The organism is Pseudomonas sp. CBZ-4 (assembly GCF_000346755.1).
In the GTDB taxonomy this organism is placed as follows: Bacteria; Pseudomonadota; Gammaproteobacteria; order Pseudomonadales; family Pseudomonadaceae; genus Aquipseudomonas.
Map to the genome: position 1 here is coordinate 1 of NZ_ANNV01000081.1, position 12,930 is coordinate 12,930.

The 12,930-nt window shown below is 60.0% G+C and carries 13 protein-coding genes; 11 read left to right on the forward strand and 2 right to left on the reverse strand.

The window, feature by feature from the left end:
- Positions 1 to 228: 228 nt before the first annotated feature.
- Together B348_RS0110075 and B348_RS0110080 are read right to left on the reverse strand one after the other, a co-directional pair.
- Positions 229 to 1,449 (reverse strand): CaiB/BaiF CoA-transferase family protein, encoded by a 1,221-nt coding sequence (locus B348_RS0110075; protein ID WP_017735996.1) that lies wholly within the window; start codon positions 1,447 to 1,449, stop codon positions 229 to 231.
- Positions 1,450 to 1,461: 12 nt separating this feature from the next.
- Complete coding sequence (locus tag B348_RS0110080) at positions 1,462 to 2,643, reverse strand: acyl-CoA dehydrogenase (protein WP_017735997.1); 1,182 nt, start codon at positions 2,641 to 2,643, stop codon at positions 1,462 to 1,464.
- Positions 2,644 to 2,801: 158 nt separating this feature from the next.
- Between B348_RS0110080 and B348_RS0110085 the strand changes: the two genes are divergently transcribed.
- The 11 genes from B348_RS0110085 to B348_RS0110135 all read left to right on the forward strand — a co-directional run bounded on the left by B348_RS0110085 (position 2,802) and on the right by B348_RS0110135 (position 12,860).
- Positions 2,802 to 3,701: a LysR family transcriptional regulator gene (locus tag B348_RS0110085; RefSeq protein ID WP_017735998.1), complete on the forward strand. Its 900-nt coding sequence runs from the start codon at positions 2,802 to 2,804 to the stop codon at positions 3,699 to 3,701.
- 452 nt (positions 3,702 to 4,153) lie between these two features.
- A complete protein-coding gene (locus B348_RS0110090) occupies positions 4,154 to 5,275 on the forward strand; it encodes a Re/Si-specific NAD(P)(+) transhydrogenase subunit alpha (RefSeq protein WP_017735999.1) in 1,122 nt (373 codons plus the stop codon).
- Between the two features lie 15 nt (positions 5,276 to 5,290).
- Positions 5,291 to 5,614 carry an NAD(P) transhydrogenase subunit alpha gene (locus tag B348_RS0110095; protein WP_017736000.1) on the forward strand — a complete coding sequence of 108 codons (324 nt, stop codon included), beginning with the start codon at positions 5,291 to 5,293 and terminating at the stop codon, positions 5,612 to 5,614.
- Positions 5,614 to 7,050: an NAD(P)(+) transhydrogenase (Re/Si-specific) subunit beta gene (locus B348_RS0110100; RefSeq protein WP_017736001.1), complete on the forward strand. Its 1,437-nt coding sequence runs from the start codon at positions 5,614 to 5,616 to the stop codon at positions 7,048 to 7,050. Before B348_RS0110095 ends, B348_RS0110100 begins: the two co-directional genes overlap by 1 nt.
- 179 nt (positions 7,051 to 7,229) lie before the next feature.
- Positions 7,230 to 8,723 carry an acetyl-CoA hydrolase/transferase family protein gene (locus B348_RS0110105; protein WP_017736002.1) on the forward strand — a complete coding sequence of 498 codons (1,494 nt, stop codon included), beginning with the start codon at positions 7,230 to 7,232 and terminating at the stop codon, positions 8,721 to 8,723.
- Between the two features lie 318 nt (positions 8,724 to 9,041).
- Complete coding sequence (locus B348_RS0110110) at positions 9,042 to 9,257, forward strand: DUF1127 domain-containing protein (RefSeq protein WP_012721550.1); 216 nt, start codon at positions 9,042 to 9,044, stop codon at positions 9,255 to 9,257.
- A 268-nt stretch (positions 9,258 to 9,525) separates the two neighbouring features.
- Positions 9,526 to 9,699, forward strand: a complete 174-nt coding sequence (locus B348_RS1000000130815) for a DUF1127 domain-containing protein (protein ID WP_081609219.1) — start codon at positions 9,526 to 9,528, stop codon at positions 9,697 to 9,699.
- 136 nt (positions 9,700 to 9,835) lie between these two features.
- A complete protein-coding gene (locus B348_RS0110120) occupies positions 9,836 to 10,156 on the forward strand; it encodes a DUF2388 domain-containing protein (RefSeq protein ID WP_017736004.1) in 321 nt (106 codons plus the stop codon).
- A gap of 80 nt (positions 10,157 to 10,236) precedes the next feature.
- Positions 10,237 to 10,542, forward strand: a complete 306-nt coding sequence (locus tag B348_RS0110125) for a DUF2388 domain-containing protein (protein ID WP_017736005.1) — start codon at positions 10,237 to 10,239, stop codon at positions 10,540 to 10,542.
- 39 nt (positions 10,543 to 10,581) lie between these two features.
- Entirely contained in the window at positions 10,582 to 10,902 is a 321-nt protein-coding gene (locus tag B348_RS0110130; protein WP_017736006.1) for a DUF2388 domain-containing protein, read from the forward strand.
- Positions 10,899 to 12,860: a DUF4105 domain-containing protein gene (locus B348_RS0110135; RefSeq protein WP_017736007.1), complete on the forward strand. Its 1,962-nt coding sequence runs from the start codon at positions 10,899 to 10,901 to the stop codon at positions 12,858 to 12,860. The genes B348_RS0110130 and B348_RS0110135 overlap by 4 nt, the downstream gene beginning before the upstream one ends.
- Positions 12,861 to 12,930: the final 70 nt, after the last annotated feature.

Consider the following 12,930-nt stretch of genomic DNA (forward strand, 5'->3'; position numbering starts at 1 on the left):
ACACCTCTTTTTCAACTTCTTTCTGGCTTCGATGAACTGAAGCACTTGCTGTCGAAACTCACATAACTCATTGTTTACCAAGGAGTTTTCCGTTTCGACTGCGCCGGAAGTGGGGCGAATTATAGACATCCAGAATCTGCCGTCAACCGTTAATTTGGTTTTTCTATCAATTAACTTAAATTGATTAAAAAACCACCAACTCGGCCTCTTCTATATAGAAGAGCCGTATCAGACAACCCCAGCCGCCCTCAAAGCCGCCACATTCGCCTCCCCCAAACCAAGCACCTTACGCAACACCAAGGCCGTATGCTCCCCCAGCAGAGGCGGCGCGCTCCGATACTCCACTGGCGTCTTGGACAACCGTATAGGGCTGGCCACCTGAGGCACCCTCCCCGCCAACGCATGGGGCAACTCCATCGCCAAGCCACGCGCCTTGACCTGCGGATCGGCAAACACCTGCGCCAGATCATTGATCGGCCCGCACGGCACACCAACCTGCTCCAGCTGCTCCACCCATTCAGCCGTCGTCTTGAACACCGTCGCCTGGCGAATCAGTGGAATCAGCTCCGCACGATTGGCCACCCGCATTCTATTAGTAGAGAAGCGCGGATCATTTGCCCACTTCGGCTGCCCAGCCACTTCGGCAAACTTGCGGAATTGGCCGTCATTGCCAACGGTCAGGATGAAATCACCATCTGCCGTAGGAAAGTCCTGATACGGCACGATATTCGGATGCGCATTACCCAAACGCTTCGGCGACACACCCGTCGTCAGGTAATTCATCGCCTGGTTAGCCAGACATGCCACCTGCACATCCAACAGCGCCATATCGATATGCTGCCCTGCACCGTCATGATCCCGATGCGCCAGCGCTGCCAGGATCGCCACGGTCGAGTAGAGCCCCGTGAGAATATCCGTCAACGCCACGCCCACCTTGACCGGCCCGGCGCCCTCATCACCCTCGGATCGCCCGGTCAGGCTCATGAGCCCACCCAAGCCCTGGATCATGAAATCGTAGCCCGCACGCCCGGCATAGGGCCCTGCCTGTCCAAAACCCGTGATCGAGCAGTAGATCAACTCCGGATTGATCTCCTTGAGCGACTCATAGTCCAACCCATACGCCGCCAGACCGCCAACCTTGAAGTTCTCGATGAGGATGTCGGACTTGGCCGCCAGGTCACGCACCAGCTTCTGCCCCTCGGGTCGCGTGAAATCGATGGTCACCGACTCTTTATTGCGGTTGGCCGACAAGTAGTACGCCGCCTCGCTAGTGTTCTCGCCATAGGCATCCTTAAGGAAGGGCGGCCCCCACGCCCGGGTGTCATCACCACTGCCCGGCCGTTCGACCTTGATGACCTCAGCCCCGAGGTCCGCAAGAATCTGCCCGGACCAAGGCCCCGCCAGCACTCGCGATAAATCCAGTACCCGCAGATGTGAAAGCGCGCCCATGCCGTGCTCCTATTAATAGAACGCCTGAAGACCGGTTTGCGCACGCCCCAGAATCAACGCGTGCACGTCGTGAGTGCCTTCATAAGTGTTGACCACCTCCAGGTTGACCAGGTGACGGGCCACGCCGAACTCGTCGGAGATACCGTTACCGCCCAACATGTCCCGCGCCATACGTGCGATATCCAGGGACTTGCCACAGGAGTTGCGCTTCATGATCGACGTAATTTCAACCGCCGCCGTCCCTTCATCCTTCATCCGTCCCAACCGCAGGCAGCCTTGCAAGGCCAAGGTGATCTCGGTCTGCATATCGGCCAGCTTCTTCTGAATCAACTGGGTCGCCGCCAATGGCCGACCAAATTGCTGGCGATCAAGGGTGTATTGGCGAGCGGTGTGCCAGCAGAACTCGGCAGCGCCCAACGCCCCCCAGGAAATGCCATAACGCGCGGAGTTGAGGCAGGTGAACGGCCCCTTCAAGCCACGGACATCCGGGAAGATGTTCTCGTCCGGCACAAACACGTTATCCATGACGATTTCGCCAGTGATCGATGCACGCAGGCCAACCTTGCCGTGAATCGCCGGTGCACTCAGGCCTTTCCAGCCTTTCTCCAGAACAAACCCACGGATATCCCCCGCATCGTCCTTGGCCCAGACGACAAACACATCGGCAATCGGGCTGTTGGTGATCCACATCTTGGCGCCCGTCAGGCTGTAGCCGCCATCCACCTTGCGTGCACGAGTAATCATCGCGCCCGGGTCGGAACCGTGATCAGGCTCCGTCAGACCGAAACAACCGATCCACTCACCCGAGGCCAACTTCGGCAGATACTTTTGCTTCTGAGCCTCGGTGCCAAATTCATTGATTGGCACCATCACCAACGAAGACTGCACACTCATCATCGAGCGGTACCCAGAGTCGACACGCTCCACTTCACGCGCAATCAACCCATAGCAGACGTAGTTCAAGCCACTGCCACCGTACTGCTCGGGAATCATCGCCCCCAACAAACCGGTCTCGCCCATCTCGCGAAAGATCGCCGGGTCGGTCTTTTCATGGCGGAAGGCTTCAAGCACGCGCGGCGCCAGCTTGTCCTGGGCGAATTGCTCAGCGCTGTCGCGCACCATGCGCTCTTCTTCGGTGAGCTGTTGATCCAGCAGCAGCGGATCGATCCAGTTGAAGCTTGCCTTGCCAGCCATGAATAAGTCCTCGCAAAGATAAATCAGAAGTCGTGCATGGAGCCTAGGCCGAGGGAGCAGGGAGGGCAAACGAGGTTTCCGCATAGGGTTGTGCTAATTTCTCACTCCGAAACACTCAATAGCGCCGCTTATGCGTTTTACATGTGAGGACAAGGTACATGCGTAGAAAAATCCCCAGCACCACCGCCCTTGTCAGTTTTGAAGCGGCGGCGCGCCACGAGAGCTTTACCAAGGCAGCACACGAGCTTTCGATCACCCAGGGTGCCATCTGCCGACAAATCGCCAGCCTTGAGGACTTTTTAAGTGTCGAGCTGTTTCGGCGCTCACGGCGCGGGGTAAAGCTGACAGAGGCAGGGCTGTCCTACAGTCGTCGCGTGGCCACCCAACTCGATGCCGTGGAGCGCGACACCTTGTCCGTGATGGGGCAGCAGGGCGCCAACGTCATCGAACTGGCCGTGGTGCCAACATTCGGCACCCAATGGCTGATCCCCCGCCTCAAGGATTTTCAACGCCAGCACCCGGAAGTCACGGTCAACCTCACCAACCGCACACGGCCGTTCCTGTTTGCCGACACCGACTTCGACGCCGCGATCTACTTCGGTGATGCCGATTGGTCCGGTACAGAATCCCACCGACTGATGGGAGAAAACCCAGTCCCTGTGTGCAGCCCACACCTCTTGGGCGACCGCACGCACTTTTCCGCCCAGGAGATCGCGCAGCTGCCCTTGCTGCAGCAGACCACCCGACCCTACGCATGGCGCCAATGGTTCGACGCCCAGCAATTGAACGTGCCCCGCGACATGACAGGCCCGCGCTACGAGCTATTCTCGATGTTGTCCCAAGCCGCCATGCATGACATGGGCATTGCGCTGATCCCACCGTTCCTTATTCAACGCGAGCTGGATGAGCAGCGACTGGTGATCGCAAGCCCCGATGTTCTGACCAGCGCGAAGGCGTATTACCTGATGATTCCTGACAGAAAAGTCGAATCCGCGTCACTGCACGCGTTCAGGGACTGGCTGATCGATCAGTCACAGCGCTATAGCCCCAGCATTTAAAGGACAATGCCAGCTTATTGACTTTGTAGTCAGGTAAATCCAGATCCTACAGATATACGTATATGTCGCATTTAAGCAGACTGTACTTGTCGGTGGAAAATACGGCGCAAAGCCATGATTCTCATGGCCTTCAGCGACGCTTACAGGTCAATGCGCGACTATTCATACCAGCAATGGAAAAATACCCGATAAATGCCTGAAGCCCTTTAAACCCATGTATTTGAAGAGGTTATTTCGAAGTGTTGCGACAATCAGTCACAGGGTGACTTGTAGTTAATTTTTCGTCACCCGTCATAATCCCTTGAAGGCCGTAAAGTTCGCCTGCAAAATGCCGCGCCCCGCTGTCATTTCAGCGGGATCGTGCTGATCGGCCGCCCCAGTTGCGCCACTCGCGGTGCACTGGCCTTTTTACAAAAAGATCAAAAGCAAAAAGATCATGCAGGAGATTTGACGTGCACATTGGTGTTCCTCTCGAAACCCAGACCGGTGAAACGCGGGTGGCTGCCACCCCGGAAACCATCAAGAAGCTGATCGGCCAGGGCCATAAGGTCACTGTACAAAGCGGTGCCGGCATTAAGGCCAGCATCACGGACAGTGCCTATGAAGCGGCAGGCGCAACCATTGGCAGCGCCAACGACGCGTTTGGCGCCGAGCTGATTCTCAAGGTGGTGGCCCCCAGCGACAGCGAACTCACGCTGATCAAAAGCGGCACCGTCTTGGTGGGCATGCTCAACCCGTTCAGCAACGAAACCATCGCCAAGCTCGCCGAGCAGGGCATCACCGCCTTTGCCCTTGAAGCTGCGCCGCGTACCTCCCGCGCCCAAAGCCTCGACGTGCTGTCCTCCCAGGCCAACATCGCCGGCTATAAAGCCGTGCTGCTCGCCGCTCATCACTATCCGCGCTTTATGCCGATGCTGATGACCGCCGCCGGTACCGTTAAAGCCGCGCGCGTGCTGATCCTCGGAGCGGGTGTTGCTGGCCTGCAGGCCATCGCCACAGCGAAACGTCTGGGTGCGGTGATCGAAGCGTCTGACGTACGCCCGGCGGTGAAAGAGCAGATCGAGTCCCTCGGCGCCAAGTTCGTCGATGTGCCTTACGAAACCGACGAAGAACGCGAATGCGCCGTCGGCGTCGGTGGTTACGCCCGCCCAATGCCAAGCAGCTGGATGCAACGCCAGGCCCTGGCCGTGCACGAACGCGCCAAGCAGGCCGACATCGTCATCACCACCGCGCTGATCCCCGGCCGCAAGGCGCCGACCCTGCTCAGCGCCGACACCGTCGCGCAGATGAAACCCGGCTCCGTGGTCATCGACCTCGCTGCCGCCCAAGGTGGCAACTGCCCGCTCACCGTCGCCGACCAAGTCGTGGTGGAAAACGGCGTAATCATCTGCGGCCCGACCAACCTCGCCGGCGCTGTCGCCGCCGATGCGTCGGCCTTGTACGCGCGCAACCTGCTGGACTTCCTGAAGCTGGTCTTCACCCAGGAAGGGCAGTTTGAAATCAACCTTGAAGACGACATCGTCGCCGCGTGCCTGATGTGCCGCGACGGCCAAGTCATCCGCAAAAACGCCTAAGCAGGGATTCAGACGATGGAAGAGCTTATCTCCCCCGGTATCTACAACCTGATCATCTTTGTGCTGGCGATTTATGTCGGTTACCACGTGGTCTGGAACGTGACGCCCGCGCTGCACACACCGCTGATGGCGGTGACCAACGCGATTTCCGCGATCGTGATCGTCGGCGCCATGCTGGCTGCCGCCCTCACCGTGACCCCGCTGGGCAAGACCATGGGTACCCTGGCCGTGGCTTTGGCGGCGGTGAACGTGTTCGGTGGCTTCCTGGTTACTCGTAGGATGCTTGAGATGTTCAAGAAGAAAGCGCCCAAAGCTGCGAAAGAAGAGGTGCAGAAGTAATGAGCATGAATCTGGTAACGACGCTGTATTTGATCGCGTCGATCTGCTTCATCCAGGCCCTCAAAGGCCTGTCGCACCCGACCACGTCGCGTCGCGGCAACCTGTTCGGCATGCTCGGCATGGCGCTGGCGGTGCTCACCACCGTGGGCCTCATCTATAAGCTCGGCGCTGAGCTGGCCACCGCAGGCATTGGCTACGTGATTGTCGGCCTGTTGGTCGGCGGCACCGCCGGTTCGATCATGGCCAAGCGCGTAGAAATGACCAAGATGCCGGAGCTGGTGGCGTTCATGCACAGCATGATCGGCCTCGCTGCGGTGTTTATCGCGATTGCTGCAGTGGTCGAGCCGCAGTCCCTGGGTATCGTTAAACACCTCGGTGATGCGATCCCTGCGGGCAACCGCCTGGAGCTGTTCCTTGGTGCCGCCATCGGTGCAATCACCTTCTCCGGTTCGGTGATCGCGTTCGGCAAGCTGTCGGGCAAGTACAAGTTCCGCCTGTTCCAGGGCGCACCGGTACAGTTCGGCGGCCAGCATAAATTGAACCTGGTACTCGGCCTGCTGACCCTGGGCCTGGGCTTGGCATTCATGTTCACCGGCAACCTCACCGCGTTCGCACTGATGCTGGCCCTGGCCTTCGTGTTGGGCGTGCTGATCATCATCCCGATCGGTGGCGCCGACATGCCGGTGGTGGTGTCGATGCTCAACAGCTACTCCGGTTGGGCCGCAGCGGGCATCGGCTTCTCGCTGAACAACTCGATGCTGATCATCGCCGGCTCCCTGGTGGGCTCCAGCGGCGCGATCCTGTCGTACATCATGTGCAAGGCGATGAACCGTTCCTTCTTTAATGTACTGCTGGGCGGTTTCGGCAATGCGCCGGATGCCGGTGCCGCTGCCGGTTCCAAAGAAGCACGCCCGGTCAAATCCGGTTCGGCCGACGATGCGACCTTCCTGCTGACCAACGCCGACACCGTGATCATCGTGCCGGGCTACGGCCTGGCAGTGGCGCGGGCGCAACATGCGCTCAAGGAATTGACCGAGAAGCTCACCCACCGTGGCGTCACCGTGAAGTACGCGATCCACCCGGTGGCGGGTCGCATGCCCGGCCACATGAACGTCCTGCTGGCCGAGGCCGAAGTGCCTTACGACCAGGTGTTCGAGATGGAAGACATCAACTCCGAGTTCGGCCAGGCCGACGTGGTGCTGGTGTTGGGCGCGAACGACGTGGTCAACCCGGCCGCCAAGAACGATCCGAACTCGCCGATTGCCGGCATGCCGATCCTCGAAGCCTTCAAGGCCAAGACCATCATCGTCAACAAGCGCTCGATGGCCAGTGGTTATGCCGGTCTGGATAACGAGCTGTTCTATCTGGACAAGACCATGATGGTCTTTGGTGATGCGAAGAAGGTCATCGAAGACATGGTCAAAGCCGTCGAGTAACACTGCTACAGCGCAATACTCGAAACCCCGGCCTCTTGTAGGCTGGGGTTTTTTATTACTGCATGAAACCCGACCAAAGGCTCTAAATCGCTGCCCGGCATTCGACCATGGTAGCGGGCCGAATTTTTTTGAAATCACTAAACTGCGCACCTTGCTTCCGTAGCCTGAGATAAGAATCCATGTACCGTGATCGCATCCGCTTGCCTTCGTTGTTAGACAAGGTCATGAGCGCGGCAGACGCCGCCGCACTGATCGAAGACGGCATGACCGTCGGCATGAGCGGCTTCACCCGCGCCGGTGAAGCCAAGGCCGTGCCCCACGCCCTGGCCGAGCGCGCCAAGACGTCGCCGCTGAAAATCACCCTGATGACCGGCGCCAGCCTGGGCAACGACCTGGACAAGCAACTGACCGAAGCCGGCGTGCTGTCCCGTCGCATGCCATTCCAGGTCGACAGCACCCTGCGCAAGGCGATCAACGCGGGGGAGGTGATGTTTATCGACCAGCACTTGTCGGAAACCGTCGAGCAACTGCGCAACAACCAGCTCAAGCTGCCGGACATTGCGGTCATCGAAGCCGTCGCAATCACCGAGCAAGGCCACATCGTGCCAACCACCTCCGTGGGCAACTCGGCCAGCTTCGCGATTTTCGCCAAACAGGTGATCGTCGAGATCAACATGGCGCACAACCCGAACCTGGAAGGGCTGCACGACATCTATATCCCGACCTATCGACCAACCCGCACGCCAATTCCGCTGGTGAAGGTCGATGACCGCATCGGCAGCAGCGCGATCCCGATCCCGCCGGAGAAGATCGTCGCCATCGTCATTACCAACCAGGCCGACTCCGCGTCCACCGTGACGCCGCCTGACAGCGACACCCAGGGCATCGCCAATCACCTGATCAACTTCCTCAAGCAGGAAGTGGACGCCGGGCGCATGACCAACAAGCTCGGCCCGCTGCAGGCCGGGATCGGCAACATCGCCAACGCAGTGATGTGTGGCTTGATCGACTCACCGTTCGAAGACCTGACGATGTATTCGGAAGTGTTGCAGGACTCGACGTTCGACCTGATCGACGCGGGCAAGCTGAGCTTCGCCTCGGGCAGTTCGATCACCTTGTCGGAGCGCCGTAATGCCGACGTGTTCGGCAACCTGGAACACTACAAGGACAAGCTGGTGCTGCGCCCGCAGGAGATCTCCAACCACCCGGAAGTGGTGCGGCGCCTGGGTATCATCGGGATCAACACCGCGCTGGAGTTCGACATCTACGGCAACGTCAACTCCACCCACGTCTGCGGCACGCGGATGATGAACGGCATCGGCGGCTCCGGCGACTTCGCGCGCAACGCGCACCTGGCGATCTTCGTCACCAAATCGATCGCCAAGGGCGGCGCGATTTCCAGCGTGGTACCGATGGTCAGCCATGTGGACCACACCGAGCATGACGTCGATATCCTCGTGACCGAGGTCGGCCTGGCAGATTTGCGCGGCCTGGCGCCACGCGAACGCGCACGGGTGATCATCGACAACTGTGTGCACCCTGCCTACCGCGATGCGTTGAACACCTACTTCGACAGGGCCTGCGCCATCGGCGGGCACACCCCGCACATCCTGCGAGAAGCCCTGAGCTGGCACATCAACCTGGAAGAAACCGGGCATATGCTCAAGGCGTGATTGATACAGATCCGGGCTGATGCAAATACAGTTTCATCAGCCCGGTCTTGCCATCGCCACTTCTGTCAAAAACTGTACTGCTGTACCGGTCATTTCCTACCGAAACATCCCACACCTCCCGCCGAAAATGCCTATTTCGCACTGTTTCAGTGCGGACAGGTACAGTTGCCCCATTTCCGTACAGTACAGCCCCCTTAAACAGTTAACTGGCCCCTCACAATACAGGTGAACTGTATCTAGAGAGTCTTGCGCCGGAGGAGGATCATTGGCATCAGTTAAACCATTACCTAATCCCGCCACAAGCGGAAGGATGTCATCATGGAACGTACACTCAGTTCCGAACTGTTCTTCGAAGAAAAAGCTGTAAACACCCAGGCTTCCCTGCCTCTGCGCGTTATCGCCAACCTGATGTTGTGGCAGCGCCGCATCTCCAGCCGCCACCAACTGGCTCGTCTGGATTCGCGTCTGCTGGCTGACGCCGGTATCAGCGAAGCTCAACGCTACGAAGAGCTGAGCAAGCCGTTCTGGCGCTGATTTAGCGCTCGCTGGCCCTGACCTGCCGGGTCCACCGCCAGCAACCTGATTTGTCAAAACAAAGCCCGCCCCGGGAGACCGGAGGCGGGCTTTGTTGTTTCCGGGATTTGGTTATTCGGCGACAAAAACAGTAGCCCCCCGCGCAGAGCAGTACAGTTTAAAAAATCAAACAGTTGAGCGGTACAATTTAGCATTGGTGTATCTGTATCGGTCACAGCGACTCGCCCAACATGGTGTTCCAGGACCTCATGAAAGAAAGGCGCCAATCATGGATACCCACACTTCTGTATATAGACGCTTGCTCTCAACCCTTGCCAAATGGGCACGCCAAGCCCACGAACGGCGCCAGTTGGCGCAGCTCGATCATCGCGCGCTGTCTGATCTCGGCATCAGCCCCGCTGATCGGATGACCGAGCTGGCCAAGCCGTTCTGGCGTGACTAGTCGGTCAAGAGGCTTTCCGAACGGATAAGCGGCGGCTTAATATCCAGCCACTACGTGGCGAACCTTGTCGTACGGGCGTCTGATCCACATTGGCTGCCTTGCGCCACCTTATCCGTTCATCTACAGGAGTCACCCCATGTCCCGTCTTCGTCTGCTGAGTGCTGCCGCCCTGCTGGCCATCGCTGCCAACGCCAGCGCAACCAGCCTGATCGTGACCACTGACTCGATCGTCGGCGCGCTCAAAGCCACCTCCGACGCCACGTCCGATGCCACTTCCTCCCTGCGCGACAACAAAGTCGTACGCGCCGCCCGCGACGACGCCGCCAGCTTCGTCGCCAGCGAAGGCGCCATCCGTGGCGTGAAACTGGAAAGCGCCCTGGCCCAGATCCGCCAACAAGCGCCGCAACTGAACACCGCGACGGACGCCCAACTGGCCCAAGCCATCCTGGCCATCTGACCCTAGGCCGCATGCCTCGGCGCTGGCTCTCGCCGGGGCATTGCGCTAGCCTTGGCGCTCGTTTTCAGTTGTCGAGTCCCATGGCTTTTTCATACCGCCTGTTCATCGCCCCTTTAGTATTTTCCGCCTGCTGGTCGCCACTGGCTTCGGCCTTTGACGTGACCACCCAGGGAACCGTCGCCAGCGCGTACGCCACCAGCAAGGTGACCTCCGCGCCATTCGACAGAAAAATCGTGGCCGCCAGGGATGACGCCGCCGCGTTTATCGCCACTGACGGCCAATGGCGCGGAGCACGCCTGGAATCCGCACTGGATGACCTGCGCCGCAGCCACCCGAAACTTAACGCCAGCGACCGTGAACTGGCACAAGCAATTCTCGTCCAATAATCATCTTTGTATTTCCATCTTTGTAATCGGAGTCATTCCATGCGTAGCCCGCTGATCGCCGCCACCCTAGGCCTGCTGTTGTTGGCCGACGTTGCCCAGGCGCATACCTTGGTGGCCACCAGTAACATCATTGTTCGCGCCTCCGGCCGCACCATTGATTTCACCTCGGACACCACCACCTCCATCCGCGACTCGAAAATCGTCCGCGAAGCCCACGACGACGCCGCCAGCTTCGTCGCCAGCAACGGCGAGATCCGTGGCGCGCAGCTCGAAGCCGCCTTCGACACCCTGCGTACCCGCGTGCCCGAAGCCCGCAACGCCAGCGACCAGACCCTCGCCGAAGCTATCCTCGCTCTGTGAGGCGCCTCACCACCTGGCTCCTGGCGTGGACTGTCCTGCTCAGTGCAGGCGCAGCCCAGGCCAACCTGCAACTGCGGCTCAAGACCGATGGCTTGAGCCCGGCACAACAGCAGGCCAGCCAGGCATTGCTTGATGAAGCGATGCGCGCACTGCCGCCGCGCTTCATTGAGCAGCTGGACCGGCAAATCGATGTCGGCTGGACCGACAAGATGCCCGAGAATGCCTACGGCCAAGCCTCTCTGGTGTCCGAGCTGGACCTCAACCGCAACCTGCTCGCCAGCCTCACCGACGGCAGCGCCGCCACCCAGAAAACCAATCGCCCCCACGGCACCGTGCGCCGGGAAATGCTCGCCACCGTGCTGCATGAACTGACCCACATCTACGACCGTGCACGCCTGTGGTCTAACGACGACCGTGCGCTGATCAACCGTTGCAGCCGCCAGAACAACCTCACCGGCCTGATCGGCCTGCCCGATCAATGCCGTGGCCAGAATGACCGCCGCTTCACCCTCAGCGACGACCCGCGCCTGCTGGACCTCGCCGGCTGGCCGCAATACGTCGGCCGTCGCGGTGAACGCGAACAGTACAACCGCCAGGTCGCCCGCAGCCCGGACATATACGAAACCACCAGCCCGCTGGAATTCGTCGCGGTCAACATGGAGTACTTCCTCCTCGACCCCAGCTACGCCTGCCGCCGCCCGGCGCTGTTCCGCTATTACCAGCAACACTTCGGCTGGGCGCCACCGCAACAAGACGCCTGCGCCAAGACCTACGCCTTCTTGAACGCCGGCAACGACTTCGCCAAGACACCCCTCGGCCAGATCGACCCGGAACGCGTCTACGAGATCGACTACCTGCTGGCCGAAGCCAACCAGAACCTGGTCAGCCGCTGGGGCCACAGCATGTTGCGCCTGGTGATCTGCGCGCCCGGCCGCCCACGCGGGCCGGATTGCCGGCTGGACCTGGACCAGCACCTGGTGTTGTCCTACCGCGCTTTTGTCGGTGACGTACAGCTGTCGAGCTGGGACGGCCTGGTGGGCAAATACCCTTCGCGGCTGTTCGTGCTGCCGCTGGCCCAAGTGATCGACGAATACACCAAGACCGAACTGCGCGGCCTGGCCTCGGTGCCGCTGAAACTGTCACGCCAGGAAATCAACGACACCGTCGAACACGCCGCCGAGATGCACTGGAGCTATGACGGCAACTACTTCTTCATCTCCAACAACTGCGCGGTCGAAAGCCTGAAACTGTTGCGCAGCGGCAGCGCCAACCCGCAACTGACCGGCCTGGACAACATCACCCCCAACGGCTTGCTCGAAGTGTTGAGCGCCCGTGGTTTGGCCGACACCAGCGTGCTCGACGACAAACGCAACGCCCTGCGCCTGGGTTACCACTTCGACTCGTTCCGCAAGCGCTACCAGGCGATGTTCGACGTGTTGCGCAAACACCTGCCGATCAAGCAGACCCAGGTCGAAGACTGGCTGTCCCTCAGCGCCGCCGAGCGCCGCCCGTGGTTCGACAAGGCCGACCTGCGCACCAGCGCCGCGCTGTTGTTGCTGGAACAGGCGAGCTACCGCAAACAACTGATGCTGGCCCAGGACGAAGTCAAACAACGCTATCTCGGCGCCCGCGAGCTGAAAAACGGCGGCATGGAGAAGGCCAACAACACCTTGCAACAAATCCTCGCCAACAGCGGCTTTCTCAGCCGCCCGGCGGAACTGCTCGGCAGCGGCGGCTACGGCCTGCCGCAACCATCGGAAGCCAAACGCCTGGAATCGGAAAGCGCCGAACGCCAGAAACAGCTGCAATCGCTGACCGGCGACCTGGATAAAGAGGTGAGGGCGCTGCTGGATCCGGCCAGGGCTGATGAGATTGCGGCGTGTGAGGCCAACCTCAAGCAAGTCGGCGAACACTTGCGCAAGCTGCACAAAGCCGCCGGCGGCCTCGAACTTCCCTAAGAACTCCCGCCAAACATAGTCAAACTGTGGGAGCTGGCTTGCCTGCGATAGCGGCGGGTCAGCTAGCACA

Bases quoted from the DNA above. Each gene is read 5' to 3' on its own strand.
- B348_RS0110075 (WP_017735996.1), bottom strand. From the start codon at position 1,449: ATGGGCGCGCTTTCACATCTGCGGGTACTGGATTTATCGCGAGTGCTG.
- B348_RS0110080 (WP_017735997.1), bottom strand. From the start codon at position 2,643: ATGGCTGGCAAGGCAAGCTTCAACTGGATCGATCCGCTGCTGCTGGAT.
- B348_RS0110085 (WP_017735998.1), top strand. From the start codon at position 2,802: ATGCGTAGAAAAATCCCCAGCACCACCGCCCTTGTCAGTTTTGAAGCG.
- B348_RS0110095 (WP_017736000.1), top strand. From the start codon at position 5,291: ATGGAAGAGCTTATCTCCCCCGGTATCTACAACCTGATCATCTTTGTG.
- B348_RS0110100 (WP_017736001.1), top strand. From the start codon at position 5,614: ATGAGCATGAATCTGGTAACGACGCTGTATTTGATCGCGTCGATCTGC.
- B348_RS0110105 (WP_017736002.1), top strand. From the start codon at position 7,230: ATGTACCGTGATCGCATCCGCTTGCCTTCGTTGTTAGACAAGGTCATG.
- B348_RS0110110 (WP_012721550.1), top strand. From the start codon at position 9,042: ATGGAACGTACACTCAGTTCCGAACTGTTCTTCGAAGAAAAAGCTGTA.
- B348_RS1000000130815 (WP_081609219.1), top strand. From the start codon at position 9,526: ATGGATACCCACACTTCTGTATATAGACGCTTGCTCTCAACCCTTGCC.
- B348_RS0110120 (WP_017736004.1), top strand. From the start codon at position 9,836: ATGTCCCGTCTTCGTCTGCTGAGTGCTGCCGCCCTGCTGGCCATCGCT.
- B348_RS0110125 (WP_017736005.1), top strand. From the start codon at position 10,237: ATGGCTTTTTCATACCGCCTGTTCATCGCCCCTTTAGTATTTTCCGCC.
- B348_RS0110130 (WP_017736006.1), top strand. From the start codon at position 10,582: ATGCGTAGCCCGCTGATCGCCGCCACCCTAGGCCTGCTGTTGTTGGCC.